This is a genomic window from Pseudooceanicola sp. DL12 (genome assembly GCF_056270665.1).
The window spans coordinates 1,358,939-1,382,603 of the sequence record NZ_CM149884.1; the positions used below are offsets into that span (position 1 = coordinate 1,358,939).

The following is a 23,665-nucleotide window of genomic DNA, read 5'->3' on the forward strand; positions in this document are numbered from 1 at the left end:
ATGGCTCCCATTCTCGACATCCGGAACCTCTACAAGTCCTACGGCGCCACCGAGATCCTGAAGGATATCAACGTGGCGATCGAGCCGGGCGACTTCCTCGTGCTCGTCGGCCCCTCGGGCTGCGACAAGTCCACGCTGCTGAACTGCATCGCCGGGCTGGAGCCGATCACCGGCGGCACCATCGCCATCAACGGCCGCGACATGACCGCGGTCTCGCCCAAGGACCGCGACATCGCCATGGTGTTCCAGAGCTATGCGCTCTATCCCACCATGTCGGTCGCCAAGAACATCATCTTTGGCATGAAGGTGCGCGGCGTCGATGCCGAGACGCAGAAGAAGAAGCTCGACGAGGTGGCGAAACAGCTGCAGATCGAGGCGCTGCTCAACCGCCGCCCCGGCCAGCTCTCGGGCGGCCAGCGCCAGCGGGTGGCCATGGGGCGCGCCCTGGTACGCGACCCGGCGCTCTTCCTCTTCGACGAGCCGCTGTCGAACCTCGACGCCAAGCTGCGCGTCGAGATGCGCACCGAGATCAAGAAGCTGCACCTCTCGCTCGGGGCCTCGATGGTCTATGTCACCCACGACCAGATCGAGGCGATGACGCTGGCCACCAAGATCGTGGTGATGAAGGGCGGGGTGATCCAGCAGATCGGCACCCCGGCCGAGATCTACAACACCCCGGCGAACCTCTTCGTGGCCGATTTCATGGGCTCCCCGGCGATGAACCTGATCCCCGCGCGGGTCAGCCGCGAGGGCCAGGCCAACCGCATCGAGATCGCCCGCCCGGGCGGCGCGCCGCTGGTGCTGGCCGATCACCGGCCCATCGAGCTGCCGCAGGAGGTGATCATGGGGCTGCGCCCCGAGGACATCGCCGAAGCGGGCTTTCGTGCCGGCGCCGACGTGCAGCAGGCGGCCTGCATGGTCGACATGGTCGAGCCGGCGGGCGCCGATACCTACGTGGTCTCCGAACTCGGCGGCAAGCAGGTGACGGCCCGGCTGCACGCCGAGACCTCCGCGCGCCCCGGCCAGCCGCTGGAGCTGGCCTTCGACCTGGGCAAGGTGAGCTATTTTGCCCCGGAAACCGGCGAACGCCTGAACTGATCCTCCCGGACCAGGCAGCGAGCCGGAGCAGAGCGGCCGTGCGGACCCTCCGCGCGGCCGTTCCCTGTTTCGGGCCCTGTTGTCGGCTTCTGTTTTGCGGCCACTATTCCTCCGGATCGTAGGCGAGGATCTCCTCGGTGCAATCCGGCGCCTCGGGGCTGTCCTGGCAGAGCGCCAGGATGAGTGTGTGCAGCCGGTCGAGCCCGTCCCGGGCGCGCCGGTAATCGGCGATGTCGGCCTGCAGCTTGGCCTCTTCCTCGGCGAGACGGGCGGCAGAGCCAGCGGGCACCGCCGTTGAGCCCATGCGGGAGATCGCGCGGTCGGTGCCGGCGATGGTTTCGCTCAGCTCCACCGCTTCCTTCTGCAGGCTTGCGATATGCAGCGACAGGGCGGTGAGCAGCTGCCGCTTCTCGAACTCCTTGGCCAGGTGGCCGTCCATCTCGGCGCCGAGCCAGGGCTCGCTCAGCGTGGTGAGATAGGCGAGGGCGGCCTTGTCGGGGCTGCCGAGGTCGAAGTCGTGCCGCCGCGCGTTGACGTAGACGAGGATATGTCCTTCGGCAAAATCGTAGGTGGCCAGCATGTTGTCGACGCCGTGCTCTGCCTTCAGCCCGCCCAGTTCCTTGCGGGCAATCTCCACCTCCTCGGGGTGGAGCACGATCATCGGCTTGAAGACCGAGACGTAATAGAGGCATTCGGCCACGGTATGGGCGGTGCAGAAGCGCTCGAAGTGCGGCTCGATATCCTGCGCCCGGGCGGGGCCGGTGAAGGCCAGGGGCAGGGCCAGCACGAGGGCCTGGGCCGTGGCAGGCGCGAGAGCGCGGCGGGGACGGACGGGCATGGGGGCTCCGATCAGGGCAGGGGACCATGTCCGACTATGGGCGCGCCGTATCGAGATCCGGCAACGGGAATATCTGCACGTCATGCGGGCGCTCGAATTTCTGCGTGCAACCGCCTTCGGTTTCAGCAGCTCTTGCCGTCAGTTCCGATACCGCAGGCGAAGCTGTCACCTGTGGCACAGCCGACGCCTGCAGCGGTGCATTCCAGAGGGCCCGCAAAATCCAGATTGCCATGTGGATTGAACCACGGTTTAGTTTTTCCGACGCCCAGCCGCAGGGCCTGTCCTGCGAAGGCGTCGGAGAGCGCTTCGATGGACATTCTGAAGGACCCTTCGCCGGATCACCCGCCCGCGGGCGAGAACGGCCAGGTCAGCGGCGGCCCGAAGGATCGCCGCAAACCCTCGGTCAAGGACAGCCAGCTTCTCTTCGAGCAGATCGAGGAGAGCTCGGTGCCGAGCGTGAACTTCTACTTCATGCTCTCCATGGCGACGGCCATCGCCTCCTTCGGGCTGATCAGCAACAGCGCGCCGGCCATCATCGGGGCCATGATCGTGGCGCCGCTGATGTCGCCGATCATCGGCTTTGCCTTTGCCACAATCATGGGCGCGCACCGGCTGACGCTGCAGTCGCTGATCTCGATCACCACGGGCGTGGCGCTGGTGATCGCCATCGCCGCCATCTGCACCTGGGTGCTGGGCCTGCGGGTGGTGGGCAGCGAGATCGTCGCCCGCACCGCGCCCTCCACCCTCGACCTGCTGGTGGCGCTGTGTTCGGGGGCGGCAGCGGCCTTTGCCTATTCCCGCGAGGGGATCGCCAATTCCATCGCCGGCGTGGCCATCGCCGTGGCCCTGGTGCCGCCGCTCTCGGTGGTGGGCATCGGGCTTGCGCTGGGCGACAGCGCGGTCTCGGCCCAGGCCATAGCGCTGTCGGATTTCCACCACCAGGCCAGCGGCTATGTCATGGCGCGGGGCGCCTTCCTGCTCTTCATCACCAACCTGCTGGGCATCGTCGCCGCGGCGATCCTGCTCTTCGGGGTGCAGGGCTATGGCCACTGGCGCCGGCCCTTCCTGGTGGCGGCGGTGCTGGCGGTGGCTTCCTTCTTCGTGGTCGACCGCCTCGACCGCCGGCTCGAGATCATCTTTGTCGAGGACGTGGTGAAACGCCTCTACGTGCAGGCGGTGAAGGAGGAGACGGGCATCGTCGACGAGGACAGCTTCATTCTGCAGGTCAGCGGCGAGCGGCTGCAGGGCAACCTGGGGGTCACGGTGGTGCTGCTGGGGGTGCGCGAGAACCTGCAGAACGTCGACCGCTCTTCCGAGACCTTCCGCGAGATGCTCTCGGAGGAACTGGGCGAGCCGGTCTCGCTGCGGCTGGAGATCATCCCGATCGACCACGTCTATCATACCTCGCCCGCGCCGGAGCTGCTGAAGCAGGAGTGAGGCAGGAACGCAAAAGGCCCCGCCGGGTGGCGGGGCCTTTCCATTGCGGGGGGCGGGGCGCCTACATCACCATCGGGATCAGCGTCTCGATCAGCACGGCAATCAGGATCAGCGAGACCACGTTCAGCCAGAAGCCCACGCGGACCATCTGCCTGATCGTCACCTCGCCCGAGCCGAAGGCCACGGCGTTCGACGGCGTCGCCACCGGCAGCATGTAGGCCGAGCAGACCGCCAGCGTCATCACCGCCGTCATGATCAGCGGGTCGAGGCCCACGCCCACGGCCACCGATCCCATGATCGGGAAGAAGGCCGCCGCCGTCGCGGTATTGCTGGTCAGCTCGGTCAGGCCGAGGCCGATCACCGCCGCCACCAGCAGGATCACGATGGGCGGCATGTCCGAGAAGACCGCCACCTGGTTGCCGATCCAGACCGACAGGCCGGTCATGGTGAAGGCCGCCGAGAGGCTGAGGCCGCCGCCGAAGAGCAGCAGCAGGCCCCAGGGGATCTCGCGCGAGGCGGACCAGCCGAGCAGCGCCACGGGGCGCCCGTCGGGGCCCTTTTCGCCGGAGGAGACGATGAAGCAGAGCACCGCCGCGGTGATCGCCACGTGGCTGGAGGAGATCGACTTCAGGAAGGGCAGGGCGGCGGCCACGGCCCCGATCTGCGTGATCAGCGGCACAACGACCCAGAAGAAGATCGCGGCAAGGAAGATCATGCCCACGCGCGCCTCGGCCTTGCTCATGGGCCCGAGGGCCTCGACCTCCTGGCGGATCAGCGCGGCACCGCCCGGCAGCTCCTTCAGGTGCGAGCGGTAGAAGACCTTGGTCAGCAGCAGCCAGCCCACGACCAGCATGACCATCGCGAAGGGCACGCCGATCAGCATCCACTGGGCAAAGCCCATGTCATAGTTCAGCTGTTCCAGCAGGTAGGCCTTCATCAGCGCGGTCGGCGGCTGGCCGATCAGCGTGGCGGTCGAGCCCATGGTGACGCCATAGGCGATGCCCAGCATCACCGCGGCGCTGAATTTCACGTCGCGTTCCTCGTGCCCCTGTTCGCGGGCCAGGTCACGCACCAGGTGCAGGATCGAGGCGCCGATGGGCACCATGATCACCGCGGTGGCGGTGTTCGAGATCCAGGCCGAGATGAAGGCCGAGGCGATCATCAGGCCCAGCACGATCTGGTCGGGGCGGGTGCCCACGGCCTGGATCGTGCGCAGGGCCACGCGCCGGTGCAGGTTGCTGCGCTCGGTCGCCAGGCCCAGGATCACGCCGCCCAGCACCAGGAAGACGACGCTGTTGGCATAGGGGGCGGCCATCTGGCCGAAGGTGCCGACGCCCAGCACCGGGAAAAGCACCAGCGGCAGCATCGAGGTCACCGGGATCGGCACCGCCTCGGTCATCCACCAGATGGCCATCCAGAGCGCGCAGCCGGCGGTCATCCGTGCCGGCAGCGCAAGGCTGTCGGGCAGGATCAGCATCAGGGCGATTCCGGCCACCAGGCCGAGCGCCATCATCGGATAGCTGATGGTTTCGAGCGCCTCCGAGCGGGGCGCTTCCGTCTTGTCTGTCATGGGGTCCTCCGTCCCTTGTCTTCTCCCCGGCGGGCCGGTCGCGGCCTCTGGCCGGCCCTTTGGCGGGCGCAGTGGCAACCCTTTCGGCGCGGCCTTTTCGGCGCGGGGGGCTCCGGGGCGCGCAAAGGCGGCCGCGGGGCTGGGGCACCCTTTCCATTACGTGCAAGTAAGGCAATGCTTGGGCGGGTATGCGGCAATACCGAAATGGTATCACACCACGGAATCCCCTTGTTTCCGAGGTATGGATAAATCTCTTGCCTGAAGGGCGGCCCGGCCCCGTGGCGGCCGCAGCAGGGGGCAGTGCAGGGGGGCAAGGCAAAAGGGCCGCGCCCTGCGGCACGGCCCTCTCTGTCACTGTCTCTCGGGATCTGTCGGTTGCGCGGGCCCGGCCGGCGTCAGTGGGTGGTGCGGTTGGTCACGCTGGCCTTGACCACGCGGGCCTTGCCGTCGGACGTGTTGGGCAGGATGAAGCCCTGCACCGGGTAGACACTGCCAAAGCTGCCGGGATTGCTCTCGAGCCGCACCTTGGACCAGTCGTTCTTCTCCGAGACGTCGATCACCGCCATGTCGAGCGACACGCGGTTGCGGTGCCAGTTGGCGTGGTCCACGCGGATGCGACGCGGGCCTTCGACCTTGGACACCACCGCCACATGGCCGAGCGGCATGCTGCGTGTGGCGCGGAAGGTCATGACCGCGCCGACCTGCGGCTGATTGGTCTGACCGAACATCGATTTCGCCTGGCTCCACCAGGTGCGCGCATCGCCGTAGATGTCGATGCCACTCAGGTTGCGGGCGAAGGGTACGCACCATACGCGGATACCCTTGGCTCGCATCTGTTCGGCCGTTTCGACCGCAAATACCTGTCGGTCCGGGTCGATGCCCTGAACCCTGGTTACTTCCGGCCCGCCTGCACAGGCCGTAAGAGTCATCAGTGCGGCGCAGAGTGACGCCGCGCGCAATAGTCCCGCAGTTTTTCGTTGCAAACTTGCTGTCCCCAAGTTCTTTCGTCTGTCCCGATCCGGGTCTCTGCCCGGGTGTGCCGCACCTTCCTCAACTTTTCGTAAAAAACAAAGTGTGCATTTCAGAGGGTGGCAAGATTTCGCTGCCGGCGCCCCGGCGAGCCGCCCGTGAACGGCGCCGGATGGGGGCCATACGGCGGCGTCAGTTGACAGGGTCAATGAAACAAGGGGTTTCGAAAGGTGATTTCACCTGCCCAAAAAAGCTGCATCCAGCGGCGGCGGACGGGGTGCCCTGGCCTTGGTTCCGCGCCGCCGTTGGCGCGCGGGGGCGGCGTCACCGTCGCCGTGCACCCGGACCGGAATGCTGCAAATTCAGCCACTTGCCGGAGCGGACCGAAATGCGTACCGACAGGGGCGCGGGGCCGGGCGGCGGCACCGCCGAAGGCCGCGCGCGCGTGCCGGCCTGCGGCCCCCCCGGCAAAGCGCCGCACCAGCGCGCCGGCGCACTGGAATTAGCGCTAACAGGTGATAAAAGACGGATGGAAGACGGCCCCGGCGGCCGATAGTTCAGGGATTTGAGACATGAAACTTGTATCTGACGTGGGCGGCACCAACGTGCGTTTTGCACTGGCCGAAGGCAGCCATGTCCTGCCGGAAACCATTCAGAGCTTCCGAAATGACGATTTCTCAACTTTCGATGATGCCGCAAGGGCTTACACCGAGGGCCGCGATTGCACCGGCATCACCTCGATGGCCGTGGCCGTGGCCGGGCCGGTCAATGGCGACGAGGCGCGGCTGACCAACCGCGACTGGGATTTCAACGTGCTCAAGCTCGGCCGCGCCTTTGGCGTGCCGGTGGCGCTGCTCAACGATCTCAAGGCGCTCGGCTATTCGCTCTCGACGCTCACCGATGCCGGGGTGCTGCGCATCACCCCCGACCTGGAGCCGGCGGGCGATCAGTTCCTGGTGGCCGGGATCGGCACCGGTTTCAACGTCAGCCCGGCGATCCAGACTGCCTCTGGCGTCACCGTGCCCAATGCCGAGATGGGCCATATCCAGCTGTCCTGGCGGCTGCGCGCGGCGGTCACCGCCCGGGCCGGCACCGAGGATCACGGCATCGACACGGTCGAGCATCTCTTCTCCGGTCGCGGCTGCGAGAAACTGTGGAAGCTCAGCTCCGGCTCGCATGTCTCGGTGGCCGATGCCATGGCGCTGCAGGATGCGCAGGCGATTGATTACGCCGGGTTCTACGCCGAGCTGATGGCGGGCCTGGCACAGGATCTGTCGCTGGCCTTCATGTGCACCGGCGGGCTGTTCTTTGCCGGCGGCGTGGCGCGCGCCATCCTGACCGGCCCCGGGGTGGAGCGTTTCCGTGCCGCCTATGCCCGGCCGCTGGCGCTGGCCACCGCGCGCCACGTGCCGGTCTCGCTGATCCTCGACGACACCGCCGCCCTGTCGGGCTGTGCCGTGGCCATGTGAGCGGCTAAGTCGCTGAAATTGCGGGCCCTTGCCGGGGTCGGCCAGGGCGCTCCTGGGCGCGCGCGCCCTTTTCCTTGGTCTGCCGCGCAAAAGTCGCTACACCCTTTGCGATCCCGCGTGCAGGATCGGAACAGGCAGAACGGGCAGGGTATGAGTACTTTGGATCAGGACGGGCAATCGCTTACCTCTCCCGAGGCGCTCGGCCGCCAGATCCGCGAGCTGCGCCGGTCCCGCGGCATGAACCTGATGGAGCTGTCGGACAAGGTCGGCCGCTCGGTGGGCAATCTCTCCGAGATCGAGCGCGGCAAGAGCACGGTGACCATCACCGTGCTGCAGGATCTGGCCCGCGCCCTCGACGTGCCCTTCAACTGGTTCTTCAGCGGCAATGCCGTGGCGCCCGCGGCCGAACGCGGGGTGATCGTGCGCCGCGACAACCGCCGGGTGCTCAACCTCTCCACCGCCGGGGTCACCGAGGAGCTGCTCTCGCCCGATCTCAGCGCCCGGCTCGAGGTGCTGCGCACCGTCTTTGCCCCCGGCGCGACCACCGGCGACCGTCACCGGATGCGTCGCGGCGAAGAGGCCGGCGTGGTGCTGCGCGGGCAGTTCGAATTGCATACCGAGGGACAGACCCACCTGCTCGAGGCGGGCGACAGCTTCTCTCTGCGGGGCGAGGGGGCGCATTGGTGCCGCAACCCGGGCGAGGAGGATTGCGAGATCATCTGGGTGATCACGCCGCCCTATTTCTGAAGCGCAGTCCATGGGTTTGCAGCAGAACAGGCAAGCCCCTGACGAGACACGAAAAAACCGCCGATGCACGCGATGTGCCCGCGGGTCGTTTCATCATCGATCTGGGGAAAAGTGGCAGCCCGTAGGGGAATCGAACCCCTCTTTCCAGGTTGAAAACCTGGCGTCCTAACCGATAGACGAACGGGCCACTCTGTGTGGCGCGCTTTTAGTCGTCACCGACACCCTGCGCAAGGGGAAAACGCTGCGTTTCCGCAACTTTATCACGACTTTCTCGGAGGGAACCTCGTCGAAATTTCGGGATGAAGTGGCAGCCCGTAGGGGAATCGAACCCCTCTTTCCAGGTTGAAAACCTGGCGTCCTAACCGATAGACGAACGGGCCGCGCTTGGCGTGAGGCGGTTTCTATGCAAAGCCGCTGCAGGGCGCAAGAGGTATTTTAAGCCCTTTGCAAAATTTTCTCAAAGCCCGTGGTGTACCGCTTCAAGGCCCTGAAAATGCTCAGATTTCCGTTGCCGGAGCCGCATCTTCCAGGCGCAGTTGCACCCGTCTGCGGCCGCCCCAGTCGTTGATCTCCAGCCGCCCGGCCAGGTGAAAGCTCTGGCCGTCATGTTTCGACAGCGCCGGGCCCAGCGGGCCGTCGAAGGCACCGAAACAGATCGTGTCGATCTTGGTGCCCATGCCGTCGGTAAAGGAAAGCTTCAGGTGGTTTTCGCCGATCTGCTTGGCAAAGCTGATGCGCTGGCCGGGGAAGGCAAAGCGCGGGGCAGGGGCCGAGGCCCCATAGGGCCCGGCGGCCTCCAGCCGGTCGATCAGCTCGGGGGTGGCGGCGCCGGGCATCAGCATCCCGTCGAGCTTCAGGTCCGCCGGTCCGGCCTCGCCCGCGCCCTGCTTGCCCAAAAGCTCCGACAGCCGCGCCATGGCGGCCTCCAGCTGGTCGCGCGCCACGGTCAGCCCGGCGGCCATCTTGTGCCCGCCGCCCTTGATCAGCAGCCCCTCGGCGGCCAGCCGCTGCACGCTGGCGCCTAGGTCGACGCCGGCGATGGAGCGGCCCGAGCCCTTGCCCTCGGCCCCGTCGAGGCCGATCACCACGGCGGGGCGGTTGGTGCTCTCCTTCAGGCGCGAGGCGACGATGCCCACCACGCCGGGGTGCCAGCCCTCGCCCGCCGCCCAGACCAGCGGCGCATCCAGGCCGCGGGCCTCGGCCTGGGCCATGGCCTCGGCGCGCACCATGGCCTCGATCTCGCGGCGGTCGCTGTTCAGCTGGTCCAGCCGTTCGGCCAGGGCCTTGGCCTCGAATTCATTGTCGCAGGCCAGCAGCTTCGCCCCCAGGTCGGCCTGTCCGATCCGCCCGCCGGCATTCACCCGCGGCCCCATCAGGAAGCCCAGGTGATAGGCCGCCGGTGCCGTCGTCATCCGCGACACATCCGCCAGCGCCGCGAGGCCCGGCCGTTCGCGCCGCGCCATCACCCGCAGCCCCTGGCGCACCAGCGCCCGGTTCACCCCGATCAGCGGCGCCACGTCGGCCACGGTGGCCAGCGCGACGAGGTCGAGCATCGCCATCAGGTCGGGGCCCTTGGCGCCTTCGCCGCGCATCTGCCGGTTGGCCTCGACCAGCATCAGGAAGACGACGGCCGCCGCGCAGAGATGCGCCAGCGCGCCGCTCTCGTCCTGCCGGTTCGGGTTCACCACCGCCACCGCCTCGGGCAGGGTCTCGCCGCCCAGGTGGTGGTCGAGGATCACCACGTCGCAGCCCGCCGCCGCCACCGGCTCGTGGCTCAGGGTGCCGCAGTCGACGCAGATGATCAGGTCGTGCGCCGCGCCCAGCTCCTGCATGGCGGGCACGTTGGGGCCATAGCCCTCGTCGATCCGGTCGGGGATATAGAGCGTCGCCTGACGGCCCATCTGGCGCAGCCAGTCGATCAGCAGCGCCGCCGAGGTGCCGCCGTCCACGTCGTAATCGGCAAAGATGGCAATGCGTTCGCGCCGCTTCACCGCCTGCAGGAAACGCGTGGCGGCCGGTTCCATGTCGAGCATGCTGCGCGGGTCGGGCAGCAGCTCCTGCAGGGTCGGCGCCAGGAAGGCCTCGCTCTCGCCGGCACTCACCCCGCGCCGCGCCAGCACCCGTGCCAGCGGCCCTTCGACGTGATCTTCCTGCACCAGGGCCTCGGCCTGTCGCTCCACCTCGGCAGAGGGCCCGATCCAGCGCCGCCCTGTCAGGGAGGTTTCGACCCCCAGGAACGCCCTGGTCATTGCCCCGTCCGCCATCGTGCCCGCCATCGTGCCCGCCATAACATCACCCTGGGTGCCGGCCGGAACAGAGCGCCCCGGCCCCTTCTTCATCTTTCCCCGAAATACTCCGAGGGCGCCCGCCGCAGGCGGGCGGGGGCAGAGCCCCCTTGACCCTCAGACGGGCTCGATCCGCAGCGCCACCGGATCGCCGTCCACCACGCCGGTGCCCGCCATGCCCGAGAGCGCCTCGTCCAGCGCCGCGCGCTGGGTCTTGTGGGTCACGATCAGCACCGGCGCGCGGCCGCCGTCGTGGTCGTACTGCCGCATCCGGTGGATCGACACGCCCGCCTCGCCCAGCAGCGCCGCCACCTTGGCCAGTGCGCCCGGCTTGTCCTGCAGCGTCAGCCGCACGTAGTAGGGCGCGGGCGTCATCGAGATCGCCGGCGTCGCCTCTTCCAGCGTCTCCGCCGGCTGGCCGAAGACCGGCAGGCGGAAGCCGCGGGCGATGTCGCAGATGTCCGACAGCACCGCCGAGGCCGTCGGCCCTTCGCCGGCACCGGCGCCGCGCAGCACCACCTGGCCCACCGCGTCGCCCTCCAGCACCACCATGTTGGTGCCGCCCTCGAGCTGGCCCAGAGGGCTGGTCTCGGGCACCAGGCAGGGCGACATGCGCTGTTCCAGGCCGCGGCCGGTCATCTGGCTGACGCCCAGCAGCTTGATGCGGAAGCCCATGTCGGCGGCGGCGCGGATGTCCTCGATGGTGATCCGCTGGATGCCTTCCAGTTCCATCTGGTCAAAGGCCACCCGGGTGCCGAAGGCCACCGAGGCCAGCAGCGCCAGCTTGTGCCCGGCATCGATGCCGCCCACGTCCAGGTTCGGATCCGCCTCGAGATAGCCCAGGGCATCGGCCTCGGCAAAGACCTCGTCATAGGGCAGACCAGAGGAGAGCATGCGCGTCAGGATATAGTTGCAGGTGCCGTTCATCACGCCCATGACGCGCTTGATCCGGTTGCCGGCCAGGCCCTCGGTCAGGGCCTTCACCACCGGGATGCCCCCGGCGACGGCGGCCTCGAAGCGGATCACCCGGCCCTGCGCCTCGGCCAGTTCGGCCAGCTCCTGGCCATGGATGGCCAGCATCGCCTTGTTGGCGGTCACAACGTCCTTGCCGGCCTTCAGCGCGGCCTCGGTGGCGGCCTTCGCCGGCCCGTCCGATCCGCCCATCAGCTCGACGAAGACATCGACGTCGTCGCGGGTGGCCAGCGTCACCGGATCGTCTTCCCAGTCGATCCCCTCGAGCGACACGCCACGCTCCTTGGAGCGGTTGCGTGCCGAGACAGCGCTCACCGTCACCTGCCGCCCGGTCCGGGTGGTCAGCATGTCTGCCTCCTTGCGCAGGATCTTCAGAACGCCGACGCCGACCGTTCCAAGGCCGGCAACTCCCAGACGCAGGGGGGCGGGGCGCAGAGGCTCGCTCATTGCATAACTCCAGTGGTCAAGTTTGGGTTGTCTTTCGATGCAGGGGCCTATCGCGTTGGCCGGTCCCTTGCAACGCGAACCTTTGCAGGGCCGCCCTTTGCGGGCCAATCTCCGTTGGGCCGGGCAGGCCACCGCGCGCGGCCGCCCCGCCTGCAACCTTGCCCTCGGGTCCGTCTGCCGGGCGATCCGCGTCCTGCGTCATCTGGCCGGAAATATCCCGGGGGAGGCGGCCGCAGGCCGACGGGGGCAGAGCCCCCTGCCGTCCCTGCATCCCGGTGCGACGGCCGCGGGGCGCGCGCGCCTGCGCGGTGCCGTTCCAATTCGGGACCAATTCGGGACCAGTTCGAGATAAGTTCGAGATCAGTTCCGGCCCAGCAGCGGATCCAGCAGCCCTTCGCCCTGCTCCACATGGGTGTCCTGCAGCCGGGCGGCCTTGCGGCGCAGGGCATCTGCCCTGGCCACCTGGGCCGCGACATTGTCGTCGCTCAGCCGCGGGTCGGCGGGCCGGTACTTCAGGATCTCCGCCGCCGGCACCAGCCTGGGATAGGGCGCGTTCAGATCGTCATCGCTCAGGATGTCGTCGGATACCGGCATCGGCGTGCAGGCCGCAAGCGCCAGCAGCGCAAGCATCATCAGCGCCAGGGGGGCGGCGACAGGTCGGGCAGGAGCGGGGCGAAGCGGTGTCATGTCTCACAAGTGCCCCAGCGTGGGGCACTTGGCAAGCGATCCTCTGCCCGGTGCCGCAAAGAGGCAGGCCGCGCGGGGTGTCGCGCGCCCGGCATTGCCTCCCGCCTCTGGATCTCCCCCCCCGGGGGCCGCGGGGATGACGCAAAGTTCCGCCTCGTCGCGCGCCTCGGCGGTTGCGGTGAACGCCTGTTCAGTTAAACTTGGCCCATGGCACGAACGGCAGGCTCCACATCCACCGAGACCGAGGCGCGGCTGATGGCGGCGGCGCTCGATCTCTTCGCACGCGACGGCTATGCCGCCGTCTCCATGCGCCAGATCGCCGGCGCGGTCGGCGTGCAGGTCGGCGCGCTCTACAATTACATCCCCGACAAGCAGAGCCTGCTCTTCCGGCTGCTCAGCCAGCACATGGAAGAGCTGCTGGCCGCGCTCGAGGGTGCCGAGCTGCCCGCGGGGGGCCTCGCGGCGCTCGAGGGCTTCACCCGCTTCCACATCCGCCACCATGCCGCGCGGCCGCAGGCGGTCTTCATCTCCTACATGGAGCTGCGCAACCTGACGCACGGGAATTTCACCGCCATCGAGGAGCAGCGCCGCCGCTACGAGGGGGCGCTGACCGCGATCCTGGAGCAGGGGCAGGCCGAGGGCGCCATGCAGATCGCCGACGTCAAGGTGACCACCATGGCGATCATTGCCATGCTGACCGGCATCAACACCTGGTTCCGCGACGGCGGGCGGCTGTCGCTGGCCGGGGTCGAGGACATCTACTGGGACATGACCCGCCGCTTGGTGCTGCCCGGCTGAGGGCCCGGGCCGGCAGGCGGCGTGGGGATGGCGGAAAGGACGCATCCTGCGGCCAAATGCGCCTCTGCGTGGAATTCGCCGTCGCGCATTTCAACCGCAATTGCGATACTGTCGCCGAAACAGGTTTGGCGGGTGTAACGATGGATCAGCAGATTCTGTCCAGGGTCGGTGTCAGTGGCGGGCGCAGGGCCTTTGGTCTGGGCGTTCTGGCCTTTCTCGCCCTGGCGCTGCTGGTGCTGGCGCTCGGGCCCTCGCAGGGGCTGCTGATCAGCATCCTGGTCATGATCATGGCGGTATTGGTGGTGGGTGCGCTCTGGCGGATGCTGCGCGCCACCGCGCTCGAACTGATCCTGACGCCGGAGGGGCTGTCGGATTCCTCGGGCTACCTGATCGCGCCCATGGACCAGATCGAGGGGGTCGATCGCGGCACCTTCGCCTTCAAGCCCTCGAACGGCTTCGTGCTGCGCCTCAGCGAGAGCAAACCCTATGCCTTCAAGCCGGGTCTCTACTGGCAGGTCGGTCGCCGGGTCGGGGTAGGCGGCGTGCTGCGCGCCGCCGAGACCAAGCAGATGGCCGATGTCATCGCCATCGAGATCGCCCAGCGGCACGCTCCGGACGAGGCCTCGGGACCCTCCGCTTCGGGCACGTCCGGCGCCGGCGACATCTGAGCGCCGCCGCCCCTCATCGCCAACCATCGCACGCTTCCTTAACCATGGCGTTCCGGCGGTTTCGCACCGTCGCGATACCGACGTAATACCGACGTGATACCGACGTCGAAGTTTCGCCGCCAAGTGGCTGTTAACCTGCCCTTTTCGAGGTGATTCGGCCGCAAATCCGCGCCGCGCCGCAGCATCGCCGCGCGCTGGGGTCATGTCCCGTTGATCCGCACCGGCAGGGGCGGGAAAGGGCCGGAAAACGGCCCGAGACCGCGCGCCGCTTAACCCTACCTTCATCGCGAGGAGATAGCGCTGAGACGGCGGGGACACCGGTTTCCGGCCCCGCCGCAGCGCCCGTGCACCAATGTGCCAGTGAGGAGGAGGAGCAGCCATGCAACCCGTTCGCGAACCCGGTTTCCGCCAGAGCGTCGACCTGATGTTCAACCGTGCCGTCGCCCTGATGGACATGCCCCCGGGGCTGGAGGAGAAAATCCGTGTCTGCAACGCCACTTACACGGTGCGCTTCGGGGTGCGCCTGCGCGGGCAGATCCAGACCTTCACCGGCTACCGCTCGGTGCATTCCGAGCACATGGAGCCCGTGAAGGGCGGCATCCGCTATGCCACCACGGTGAACCAGGACGAGGTCGAGGCGCTGGCCGCGCTGATGACCTACAAGTGCGCTCTGGTCGAGGCGCCCTTCGGCGGTTCCAAGGGCGGGCTCTGCATCGATCCGCGCGACTACGAGGAGCACGAGCTCGAGCTGATCACCCGCCGCTTCGCCTACGAGCTGATCAAGCGCGACATGATCAACCCCGCGCAAAACGTGCCCGCGCCCGACATGGGCACCGGCGAGCGCGAGATGGCCTGGATCGCAGACCAGTACAACCGCATGAACACGACCGACATCAATTCCCGCGCCTGCGTCACCGGCAAGCCCTTGAATGCAGGCGGTATTGCCGGCCGCATCGAGGCGACGGGCCGGGGCGTGCAATACGCGCTTCAGGAGTTCTTCCGCGATCCGCTCGACGTGCAGAAGGCCGGCCTCTCGGGCCGTCTGGACGGCAAGCGGGTGATCGTGCAGGGCCTTGGCAACGTGGGTTTCCACGCCGCGCTCTTCCTGTCGGAGGAGGATGGCGCACGCATCACCGGCATCATCGAACGCGACGGCGCGCTCTTCTCCGAGACCGGCCTCGACGTGCGGGCTGTGCACGACTGGATCCAGCGCCACGGCGGTGTCAGCGGCTTTCCCGACGCGGTCTTCGTCGAGGCGGGGGCGACCCTGCTGGAAGAGGACTGCGACATCCTGATCCCTGCCGCGCTGGAAGGGGTGATCAACATCTCCAATGCCGAGCGGATCAAGGCGCCGCTGATCATCGAGGCCGCCAACGGCCCGATCACCGCCGGCGCCGACGAGGTGCTGCGCCACCGCGGCATCGTGATCATCCCCGATCTCTTTGCCAATGCCGGCGGCGTCACCGTCTCCTACTTCGAATGGGTCAAGAATCTCAGTCACATCCGCTTCGGCCGCATGCAGCGCCGGCAGGAGGAGGCGCGCCATCAGCTCGTGGTGGACGAGCTCGAGCGTCTCTCGGCGGACAGTGGGATCGGCTGGCAGCTCTCGCCCGGCTTCAAGGAGAAATACCTGCGCGGCGCAGGCGAGCTGGAACTGGTGCGCTCGGGCCTCGACGACACGATGCGCACCGCCTACCAGTCGATGCGCGAGGTCTGGCACGGGCGCGGCGACGTCGAGGATCTGCGCACGGCCGGATACCTCGTGGCGATCGGTCGCGTGGCCGCCAGCTATCGCGCCAAGGGATTGTGATCAGGAAAGAATTTCAGCCGGTCTGACGATACCGGATGACGCAGAGGTCGAGGAATTCCTGCACCTGGTCATGCCAGCTGCCGTCCTGCATCTGACGGTTGCAGACATGCAGCACGGCCACCGGTTCGCGGCCAGAGAGACGGGTCATCTCCTCGACAACCGCCTGCGGAAACGCCTCATCGGCAGAGGTGATCAGGAAGGCGCAGCGGTCGGGCAGCTCGGGGTTGCCCGCCAGGAACTGCTTCATCGGCCGCGCCACGTGGCCGCCCCAGACAGGCGTGCCCAGGATCATCAGGTCGCTGCGGTACCAGGGCTGATCGGGAACATCGATGGGCGTGCCGCGCGACAGGAGGCCGTAGACTCCGGACTTGATCGCCGACCAGAGGCCCGGTTCCGGCGCCGGCGTTTCGATGCAGTGCAGTTGTGCGCCGAGTTCCCAGGCCAGACCTTCGCCGACGGTCAGGGTGGTGTCGGAGAAGGAGTAAAGCAGGATACGACAAGTCATTCAGACACTCCCACAGTTCTGCCGCAAGACTGCGCGCCCGTCATTGAATTGTCATCTGTCTCGTCGGAAGAAATGCTGCAACTGCACAAAATCGGCGATATTCCTCCGGAAACCGACTTAAATTTGAGCATTCGCATGCTGCCGATTGCGCGATGGGGCGAGACTTGCTTTGCTCGACCGGCAGGCAGAAGGAGCGAGCGATGCGATTTTCCGGGCTGCGGGTTCTGAAGGAGGGACTCACCGGCAACAAGGGGTGGGGGCCGCAGTGGCGCGACCCGGAGCCCAAGCCGGCCTATGATGTCGTGATCATCGGCGGCGGCGGGCATGGCCTGGCCGCGGCCTACTACCTCGCCAGCCGGCACAAGATCACCAATGTCGCGGTACTGGAAAAGGGCTATCTCGGCGGCGGCAACGTGGGTCGCAACACGACCATCGTGCGGGCCAATTACTTTCTGCCGGGCAATTCCGAGTTCTATTCCCATTCGCTGAAGCTCTGGGAAGGGCTGGAGCAGGACCTGAACTACAACGTGATGCACTCGCAGCGCGGCATCATCAACCTGTTCCATTCCGACGGCCAGCGCGATGCCTTCGTGCGCCGGGGCAACGCGATGATCAGTCAGGGCGACGATGCGGAACTACTCGACCGCGAGGGGGTGCGCCGCCATGCGCCCTATCTCGATTTCGACCAGGTGCGCTTTCCGATCTACGGCGGCCTGTTGCACCGGCGGGGCGGCACGGCGCGGCACGATGCGGTGGCCTGGGGCTTTGCCCGCGGCGCCAGCGCGCGCGGCGTCGACCTGATCCAGAACTGCGAAGTGGTTGGCATCGATCAGGAAAATGGCCGTGTCACCGGCGTGCGCACGACCCGCGGAGAGATCCGGGCCCGCAAGGTGGCCATCGTGACCGCCGGCCGGTCGGGCCAGGTGGCCGCCTTGGCCGGGCTGCGCCTGCCGATCGAGAGCCACATCCTCCAGGCCTTCGTGACCGAGGGGCTGAAACCGGTCATCGACAAGGTGATCACCTTCGGCATGGGCCATTTCTACATCAGCCAGTCCGACAAGGGCGGGCTGGTTTTTGGCGGCGACCTCGACATGTACCCTTCCTATGCGCAGCGGGGCAACCTGCCCACGGCCGAGCACGTGATGGAGGCGGGCATGACGCTGATGCCGATGATCGGCAAGGCGCGGGTTTTGCGTAACTGGGGCGGCATCATGGACATGACGCCGGACGGCTCGCCCATCATCGACAAGACCGATATCGCCGGGCTCTACCTCGATTGCGGCTGGTGCTACGGCGGTTTCAAGGCGGTGCCGGGGTCGGGCTTTGCGCTGGCGCATCTGATCGCCACCGGCCTGCCGCACGAGAGCGCCGCTGGCTTCCGGCTCGACCGGTTCCGCAGCGGCGCGGGGCTGATGGACGAGGAAGGCACCGGGGCACAGCACAACCTGCACTGACGGCGGCAGCCGCCTCCGGCGGGAGTATTTGAGGAAAGATGAAGGGGCGGGGCGAATGCGACTGACATGTCCGAACTGCGGTGAACGGGACCTGCGCGAATTCACCTATCGCGGGGCGGCCCTGACGCGCCCCGAGGGGGAAGACTGGACCGCTGCCTGGGACGATTACCTGCACCTGCGCGAGAACCCGGCGGGTCTGTCGCGGGAGCACTGGTATCACGGGCAGGGCTGTGGGTCCTTCCTCCTTGTCGAGCGTGATACGCGGACGCACCAGATCTTTTCCGTGATCCTGGCAGGGGAGGCGCAGGCATGAGGCTGTCGGAGGGAGGACAGATCGACCGCGAGCGCCTGATCGGATTTCGCTTTGACGGCAAGGACATGGTGGGTTTCGAGGGCGACACGCTGGCCTCGGCGCTGCTGGCCAACGGGGTGCGCGTGGTGGGGCGGAGCTTCAAGTATCACCGGCCGCGGGGTGTCTTTTCGGCCGGCAGCGAGGAGCCCAATGCGCTGGTCACCCTGGGCCATGGAGCCGATGCCGAATCCAACGTGCGCGCCACCACGCAGGTGCTCTACGAGGGGCTGGAGGCACGGGCGCAGAATTGCTGGCCCTCGGTCGAATGGGACGCGATGGAGGTCAACGACCTCTTCGCGGATTTCCTGGGCGCGGGCTTCTACTACAAGACATTCATGTGGCCGAGGAAGGCCTGGGAGCGACTCTACGAGCCCGTGATCCGCCGGGCCGCGGGCCTGGGCCGGCTGAGCCGGGAGCATGACCGTGCACTGGCCGAAAAGGCCTTTGCCCATTGTGATCTGCTGGTAATCGGCGCCGGCCCCGCAGGTCTGATGGCGGCCCTGACCGCGGCCCAAGCGGGCGCCGACGTGATCCTCTGCGACGAGGACGAGCGCCCGGGCGGGCAGCTGAATGCCTCTGTCGAGGAGGTCGCGGGGCAGCCCGGCGCGGACTGGGCCGCGGAACTGGTGGCCCGGCTGGAGGCGATGCCGAACCTGCGGATCCTGCGGCGGACGACGGTCACCGGCGCCTATGACCAGGGTACCTATGGCGCCCTGGAACGGGTGGCGCGGCATGTTGCGCCGGGCGGGCCGGCGCCGTGCGACTGCTTCTGGCGCATTGTCGCGAAACAGGCGGTGCTGGCCGCCGGCGCCATCGAACGGCCGGTGGCCTTTCACAACAACGACCGGCCCGGTGTCATGCTGGCCGGGGCGGTGCGCAGCTATGTCAATCGCTACGCGGTCAGCCCGGGGCGGGCCGTAACCGTCTTCGGCAACAATGACAGTGCACACCGGACGGCGCGCGACCTGCTGAACGCGGGCGTCCATGTCACCGCGCTGATCGATGCGCGGTACGGCGTGGGATGTGATCTCGACGTGCTGTTCCATCCGGGCGGAGAGGTTTCTGCCGTGGCGGGGCACAAGTCGGTCGAGGCGGTGACGGTGCGCGCGGGCGGGCAGGAGTTCCGGCTGAGCAGCGATTGCCTCGCGGTGTCGGGCGGCTGGAACCCCTCGGTGCATCTGAGCTGCCACATGAACGGCCGTCCTGTCTGGGACGAGACGATCGCGGCCTTCCTGCCGGCACCGGATGCGGTGCCGGGGCTGATCCCCGCGGGGGCGGCCGCGGGCGTCTTCTCGACCGCTGGTTGCCTTGCGGCCGGGGTCGAGGCCGCGGGCAAGGCGCTGGATGCGCTGGAGATTGAGCGGCCCGACGTCGCGGTGCCCGAGGCAGAGGACGATGCCTTCAGCATCCGCGCGCTCTGGCAGGTGCGCGGCAAGGGGCGGGCCTGGCTCGACCTGCAGAACGACGTGACGGTCAAGGACGTGCGTGGTGCGGCGGAGGAGAACTTCCGCTCGGTCGAGCACATGAAGCGCTATACCACCCAGGGCATGGCGCCGGACCAGGGCAAGACGTCGAACATGGGCGCGCTGGCGGTGCTGGCCGATGCCACGGGGCGCGAGGTGCCGCAGACCGGCACCACCACCTATCGCCCGCCCTTCGTGCCGGTGCCCATCGCGGCGCTAGGGGCCGGGGGGCTGGGCGCGGGGTTCGCCCCGCAGCGCCTGACGACCTCGCACGAGGTCTCTCTCTCGATGAATGCGCCGATGATCGAGGCGGGCCTCTGGTATCGGCCGAGCTATTACCCGCGGCAGGGCGAGCGCACCTGGCGGCAGAGCTGCGACCGCGAGGTCCTGATGGTGCGCAACCAGGTGGGGGTGTGCGATGTTTCGACCCTTGGCAAGATCGACATCCAGGGCGCCGATGCGGCGCGGTTTCTCGATTTCGTCTACACCAACGGGTTTTCGACCCTGAAGGAGGGGCGCGTCCGCTACGGGCTGATGCTGCGCGAGGACGGGCACGTGATGGACGACGGCACAACCGCGCGCCTCGGGCCTGAGCATTTCGTGATGACGACCACCACAGCGGCGGCGGGGCAGGTGATGATGCACCTCGAGTTCTGTGCCCAGGTGCTGAAGCCCGACTGGGACGTGCGGCTGATCTCGGTGACCGAGCAATGGGCGCAATTCGCCGTGGCGGGGCCGCAGTCGCGTGCGCTGCTGGCGGATCTGGTGGATATCGATCTGTCGGGCGAGGCCTTTCCCTTCATGGCCTGCGGTCCGGTGACCGTGGGCGGGGTCGCCGGGCGGCTCTTCCGGATCTCCTTCTCGGGCGAGTTGGCCTATGAGCTGGCGGTGCCCTCGCGCTATGGCGAGAGCCTGTTCCGGCTGCTGGTCGAACGGGCCGAGGCGCTTGGGGGCGGGGCCTACGGGATGGAGGCCCTGAACGTGCTGCGGCTTGAAAAGGGGCTGCTGACCCATGCCGAGCTGGATGGCCGCACCACCGCCTTTGATCTCGGGTTGCAGGGCATGTTGTCGGGCAGGAAGGATTTCATCGGCAAGGCGGCGGCCACGCGGCCGGGGCTGCTGGCCGAGGATCGCCCGCGGCTGATCGGCCTGAAGCCGGTGGGCGTGGTGCAACAGCTGACCGCCGGGGCCTTCCTCTTTGACGAGGGTGCGGCGCCCGAGCGGGTGAATGCCCAGGGGCATGTCACCTCGGTGGCCTTTTCGCCGACGCTGGGCCACTACGTGGCGCTGGCGCTGCTGAAGCGGGGGCCGGAGCGGCTGGGCGAGCGGATCACCATGGTCGACCACCTGCGCGGCATCACCACCCATTGCGAGGTCTGCGAACCGGCGCAATTCGATCCCGAGGGAGGGCGCAGCCGTGGCTGAACCGAGACTGATTGCCCAGAATGCCCTGCCGCAGGGCGACGCCGCCGAGATCGCCGGCACGGTCATCCGGGTTCTGCCGATGCGGAGGTTGACCAGCCTGATGCCGCCCCGTGGGGGCGAGGGCGCGCTCGGCGAGGCCCTTCAGGCGGCGTTCGGGATGGGATTGCCCGGCGCCAATGGCAGCGCGCGCAATGGCGAGGTGGAATGCCTGTGGTTCGGCCACCGGCAGTACCTGCTGATCAACGCCGAGGCGGGAGAGGACCTGGATAGGGTGGCGGCCCTGACCGATCAGACCGACGCCTGGAGCACCGTTCTGCTGGAGGGGCCGCTTGCCCGGGACACGCTCGCGCGGCTCTGCCCGCTCGACCTGCGGCCGGCGGTGTTTCCGTCCGGGGCGACGGCGCGCAGCGAGATCAAGCACATGATGGCCTCGATCACCCGGACGGGCGACCAGAGCTTTCGCCTGATGGTCTTTCGCTCGATGGCGCAGACGCTGCTGCACGATCTGCGTGAAGCGCTGGGGATGCTGGCCGCTCGGGAAAATCTCTAGCCTGCGCCTCGGCTTGCAGTTGCAAAGGCCGGAGCGGTGTTCGGGCCATCTGGACACGGCCTGCGCAAGGGCCGATATTGAGGTGCATGAAGCTTGACTCCTCCTTCCTCGAAGAACTGAACTCCCGCATCTCGCTGTCGCAGGTGGTCGGGCGTAAAGTCACGTGGGACAACAGGAAATCGATCCCGAGCAAGGGCGACTACTGGGCGCCGTGCTGTTTCCACCAGGAGAAGACGGCCTCCTTCCACGTCGATGACCGCAAGGGCTTCTACTATTGCTTTGGCTGCCACGAAAAAGGCGATGCCATTTCCTTCGTGCGCAAGACCGAAAACGTCGAGTTCATGGAGGCGGTCGAGATCCTGGCGCGGGAGGCGGGCATGCAGATGCCGGCCCGCGATCCGCAGGCAGCCAAGAAGGCCGAGAAGAAGGCCTCTCTGACCGACGTGATGGAGGAAGCCGTGCGCTTCTTCGCGCTCTGCCTGCGGGGTGGGGCCGGACGCGATGCCCGCGACTACCTGCGGCGGCGCGGCCTTGATGACGCCGCCTGCGAGCGCTGGAACCTGGGGTTTGCGCCCGACGCCTGGCAGGGGCTCTGGGACCATCTGACCGGCAAGGGCATGAAGCCCGACGACCTGCTGGCCTGCGGGCTTGCCAAGCCATCGAACAAGGGCGGGCGTCCCTATGATACCTTCCGCAACCGCATCATGTTCCCGATCCGCGATACGCGGGGGCGCTGCATCGCCTTCGGTGGCCGCGCCATGGATCCGAACGACAGTGCCAAGTACCTGAATTCGCCCGAGACGGTGCTCTTTGACAAGGGGCGCACGCTTTACAATCACGGGCCGGCGCGCGAGGCGCTCGGCAAGGGGCAGGCGCTGATCGTGGCCGAAGGCTACATGGACGTGATCGCCCTGGCCGAGGCCGGTTTCACCGGGGCCGTAGCGCCACTCGGCACGGCGATCACCGAACATCAGCTCGACATGATGTGGCGGCTGTCGCCCGAGCCGGTGATCGCGCTGGATGGCGATACCGCCGGGCTCCGCGCCGCGCGCAAGGTCGTCGACCTGGCCCTGCCCAAGCTGGCGGTGGGCCGCAGCGTACGTTTTGCCCTGATGCCGGAGGGGCAGGACCCCGACGAGCTGCTCAAGGCCAAGGGGCGAGAGGGCATGCAGCAGGTTCTCGACGCGGCGCTGCCGCTGGTCGAGGTGCTCTGGCAGCGCGAGACCGAGGGCAAGACCTTCGACAGCCCCGACCGGCGCGCCTCTCTCGATGCGGCCCTGCGCACGGCCACACGGCTGATCCCGGACGAGACGCTGCGCTATCACTACGACCAGGCCCTGCGCGACAAGACGCGCGAGCTGTTCCGCCCCAGCCGCAAGCCGCAACAGGGGCAGGGCGCACGCAGTTTCGGGCGTGGTGGCAAGGGGGGCGGGCGCTGGCAGCCGCCAGCGGTTCCCATGGCCACGACACGCAATTCCATCCTGGTTTCGGACGATCCGCAGACCATGGAGGCGCTGCGCGAGGCGGTGATCCTCGCCTCGCTCTATTGCACGCCCTCGGTCACCGAGGCCTTTGAGGTCGGGCTGGAGCGGATGGAATGCCGCGACCCGCTGCACGCACAGCTGCGCGACATCATCCTGGCCCATGCCGGCGACGGGGTGGAGGCCCTGCAGGGGATAGCGGCCGAGAGACTGGGCCCCTCTGCCCTTGACGAATTGTTGCATCGCCACCATGTGGCTCTCTGTCCCCCTGTGCGCTATCCGGGGGACGAGGAACGGGCCCGTATGACCGTCGCCGAGGAATTGGCAAAGCTGCAGGCGGCACGTGCGCTGCGGGCCGAAATCGCTGAAGCGGTCGAGGATTTCGATTTCGTCGAGGATGAAGCCGTTACCTGGCGCCTGGCAGATGCCGCGCGCACGGAGCAGGCCGTTCGCCGCGGCGACCAGGAGGATCGGGCCGAGTATGATGTGGCTGAAAACGGAGTTCGCATGAATCGCGAGGAAAGAGGCAGTCTGGATGACCTGATTCGCCGAATCGAAGGATCGAAGCCGCATCGTTGAATGCGAATTTTACAGGTATCCTCAAGAAATTCAGGGTAAATGGGTGTTCGAATCGCTCAAA

General features: G+C 67.6%; 20 protein-coding genes and 2 tRNA genes. 12 read left to right on the forward strand and 10 right to left on the reverse strand.

Annotated features, from left to right (window positions below):
* Positions 1 to 1,098 (forward strand): ABC transporter ATP-binding protein, encoded by a 1,098-nt coding sequence (locus AC0WR5_RS06355; protein WP_475867712.1) that lies wholly within the window; start codon positions 1 to 3, stop codon positions 1,096 to 1,098.
* Between the two features lie 103 nt (positions 1,099 to 1,201).
* On the opposite strand, the gene AC0WR5_RS06360 is transcribed toward AC0WR5_RS06355, so the two are convergent.
* Together AC0WR5_RS06360 and AC0WR5_RS06365 are read right to left on the reverse strand one after the other, a co-directional pair.
* On the reverse strand, positions 1,202 to 1,936 hold the full coding sequence (locus AC0WR5_RS06360) for a hypothetical protein (RefSeq protein ID WP_475867713.1): 735 nt from the start codon (positions 1,934 to 1,936) through the stop codon (positions 1,202 to 1,204).
* A gap of 122 nt (positions 1,937 to 2,058) precedes the next feature.
* Positions 2,059 to 2,253, reverse strand: coding sequence for a hypothetical protein (locus tag AC0WR5_RS06365; protein ID WP_475867714.1), 195 nt, complete (start codon positions 2,251 to 2,253; stop codon positions 2,059 to 2,061).
* Here AC0WR5_RS06365 and AC0WR5_RS06370 point away from each other — a divergent pair.
* A complete protein-coding gene (locus AC0WR5_RS06370) occupies positions 2,246 to 3,373 on the forward strand; it encodes a DUF389 domain-containing protein (protein ID WP_475867715.1) in 1,128 nt (375 codons plus the stop codon). The genes AC0WR5_RS06365 and AC0WR5_RS06370 overlap by 8 nt on opposite strands.
* 61 nt (positions 3,374 to 3,434) lie before the next feature.
* Here the strand turns inward: AC0WR5_RS06370 and AC0WR5_RS06375 are convergent, their stop codons facing one another.
* Both AC0WR5_RS06375 and AC0WR5_RS06380 read right to left on the reverse strand, forming a co-directional pair.
* Complete coding sequence (locus tag AC0WR5_RS06375; protein ID WP_475867716.1) at positions 3,435 to 4,943, reverse strand: SLC13 family permease; 1,509 nt, start codon at positions 4,941 to 4,943, stop codon at positions 3,435 to 3,437.
* 395 nt (positions 4,944 to 5,338) lie between these two features.
* Positions 5,339 to 5,776 (reverse strand): CHAP domain-containing protein, encoded by a 438-nt coding sequence (locus tag AC0WR5_RS06380; protein ID WP_475867717.1) that lies wholly within the window; start codon positions 5,774 to 5,776, stop codon positions 5,339 to 5,341.
* Positions 5,777 to 6,484: 708 nt separating this feature from the next.
* Here AC0WR5_RS06380 and AC0WR5_RS06385 point away from each other — a divergent pair.
* A complete protein-coding gene (locus tag AC0WR5_RS06385) occupies positions 6,485 to 7,381 on the forward strand; it encodes a glucokinase (RefSeq protein ID WP_475867718.1) in 897 nt (298 codons plus the stop codon).
* Between the two features lie 150 nt (positions 7,382 to 7,531).
* Entirely contained in the window at positions 7,532 to 8,128 is a 597-nt protein-coding gene (locus AC0WR5_RS06390; protein WP_475867719.1) for a cupin domain-containing protein, read from the forward strand.
* 112 nt (positions 8,129 to 8,240) lie between these two features.
* Here the strand turns inward: AC0WR5_RS06390 and AC0WR5_RS06395 are convergent.
* From AC0WR5_RS06395 to AC0WR5_RS06415, 5 genes are all read right to left on the reverse strand, one after another.
* Positions 8,241 to 8,315: transfer RNA gene (locus AC0WR5_RS06395), tRNA-Glu, on the reverse strand.
* A 118-nt stretch (positions 8,316 to 8,433) separates the two neighbouring features.
* Positions 8,434 to 8,508 (reverse strand) — tRNA-Glu (locus AC0WR5_RS06400).
* A 117-nt stretch (positions 8,509 to 8,625) separates the two neighbouring features.
* A complete protein-coding gene (gene recJ, locus AC0WR5_RS06405; RefSeq protein WP_475867720.1) occupies positions 8,626 to 10,377 on the reverse strand; it encodes a single-stranded-DNA-specific exonuclease RecJ in 1,752 nt (583 codons plus the stop codon).
* Positions 10,378 to 10,530: 153 nt separating this feature from the next.
* Positions 10,531 to 11,832: a homoserine dehydrogenase gene (locus AC0WR5_RS06410; RefSeq protein ID WP_475867721.1), complete on the reverse strand. Its 1,302-nt coding sequence runs from the start codon at positions 11,830 to 11,832 to the stop codon at positions 10,531 to 10,533.
* Between the two features lie 360 nt (positions 11,833 to 12,192).
* On the reverse strand, positions 12,193 to 12,519 hold the full coding sequence (locus AC0WR5_RS06415) for a hypothetical protein (RefSeq protein WP_475867722.1): 327 nt from the start codon (positions 12,517 to 12,519) through the stop codon (positions 12,193 to 12,195).
* Between the two features lie 207 nt (positions 12,520 to 12,726).
* Here AC0WR5_RS06415 and AC0WR5_RS06420 point away from each other — a divergent pair, with 207 nt between their 5' ends.
* The 3 genes from AC0WR5_RS06420 (at position 12,727) to AC0WR5_RS06430 (ending at position 15,795) form a co-directional block, all read left to right on the forward strand.
* Positions 12,727 to 13,317 carry a TetR/AcrR family transcriptional regulator gene (locus tag AC0WR5_RS06420; protein ID WP_475867723.1) on the forward strand — a complete coding sequence of 197 codons (591 nt, stop codon included), beginning with the start codon at positions 12,727 to 12,729 and terminating at the stop codon, positions 13,315 to 13,317.
* Positions 13,318 to 13,457: 140 nt separating this feature from the next.
* Entirely contained in the window at positions 13,458 to 13,985 is a 528-nt protein-coding gene (locus tag AC0WR5_RS06425) for a hypothetical protein (RefSeq protein WP_475867724.1), read from the forward strand.
* A gap of 379 nt (positions 13,986 to 14,364) precedes the next feature.
* A complete protein-coding gene (locus AC0WR5_RS06430; RefSeq protein WP_475867725.1) occupies positions 14,365 to 15,795 on the forward strand; it encodes a Glu/Leu/Phe/Val family dehydrogenase in 1,431 nt (476 codons plus the stop codon).
* Positions 15,796 to 15,808: 13 nt separating this feature from the next.
* On the opposite strand, the gene AC0WR5_RS06435 is transcribed toward AC0WR5_RS06430, so the two are convergent.
* Entirely contained in the window at positions 15,809 to 16,300 is a 492-nt protein-coding gene (locus tag AC0WR5_RS06435; protein ID WP_475867726.1) for a hypothetical protein, read from the reverse strand.
* Between the two features lie 200 nt (positions 16,301 to 16,500).
* On the opposite strand from AC0WR5_RS06435, the gene AC0WR5_RS06440 reads away from it, so the two are divergent.
* The 5 genes from AC0WR5_RS06440 to dnaG all read left to right on the forward strand — a co-directional run bounded on the left by AC0WR5_RS06440 (position 16,501) and on the right by dnaG (position 23,604).
* Positions 16,501 to 17,754, forward strand: coding sequence for a sarcosine oxidase subunit beta family protein (locus tag AC0WR5_RS06440; protein WP_475867727.1), 1,254 nt, complete (start codon positions 16,501 to 16,503; stop codon positions 17,752 to 17,754).
* Between the two features lie 55 nt (positions 17,755 to 17,809).
* Entirely contained in the window at positions 17,810 to 18,067 is a 258-nt protein-coding gene (locus AC0WR5_RS06445; RefSeq protein ID WP_475867728.1) for a sarcosine oxidase subunit delta, read from the forward strand.
* Positions 18,064 to 20,994 carry a sarcosine oxidase subunit alpha family protein gene (locus AC0WR5_RS06450; RefSeq protein ID WP_475867729.1) on the forward strand — a complete coding sequence of 977 codons (2,931 nt, stop codon included), beginning with the start codon at positions 18,064 to 18,066 and terminating at the stop codon, positions 20,992 to 20,994. The genes AC0WR5_RS06445 and AC0WR5_RS06450 overlap by 4 nt, the downstream gene beginning before the upstream one ends.
* The gene (locus tag AC0WR5_RS06455; RefSeq protein WP_475867730.1) at positions 20,987 to 21,544 is read left to right on the forward strand and encodes a sarcosine oxidase subunit gamma; all 558 of its coding nucleotides are present in this window, start codon (positions 20,987 to 20,989) and stop codon (positions 21,542 to 21,544) included. The genes AC0WR5_RS06450 and AC0WR5_RS06455 overlap by 8 nt, the downstream gene beginning before the upstream one ends.
* 86 nt (positions 21,545 to 21,630) lie before the next feature.
* Complete coding sequence (gene dnaG, locus AC0WR5_RS06460; protein WP_475867731.1) at positions 21,631 to 23,604, forward strand: DNA primase; 1,974 nt, start codon at positions 21,631 to 21,633, stop codon at positions 23,602 to 23,604.
* Positions 23,605 to 23,665: the final 61 nt, after the last annotated feature.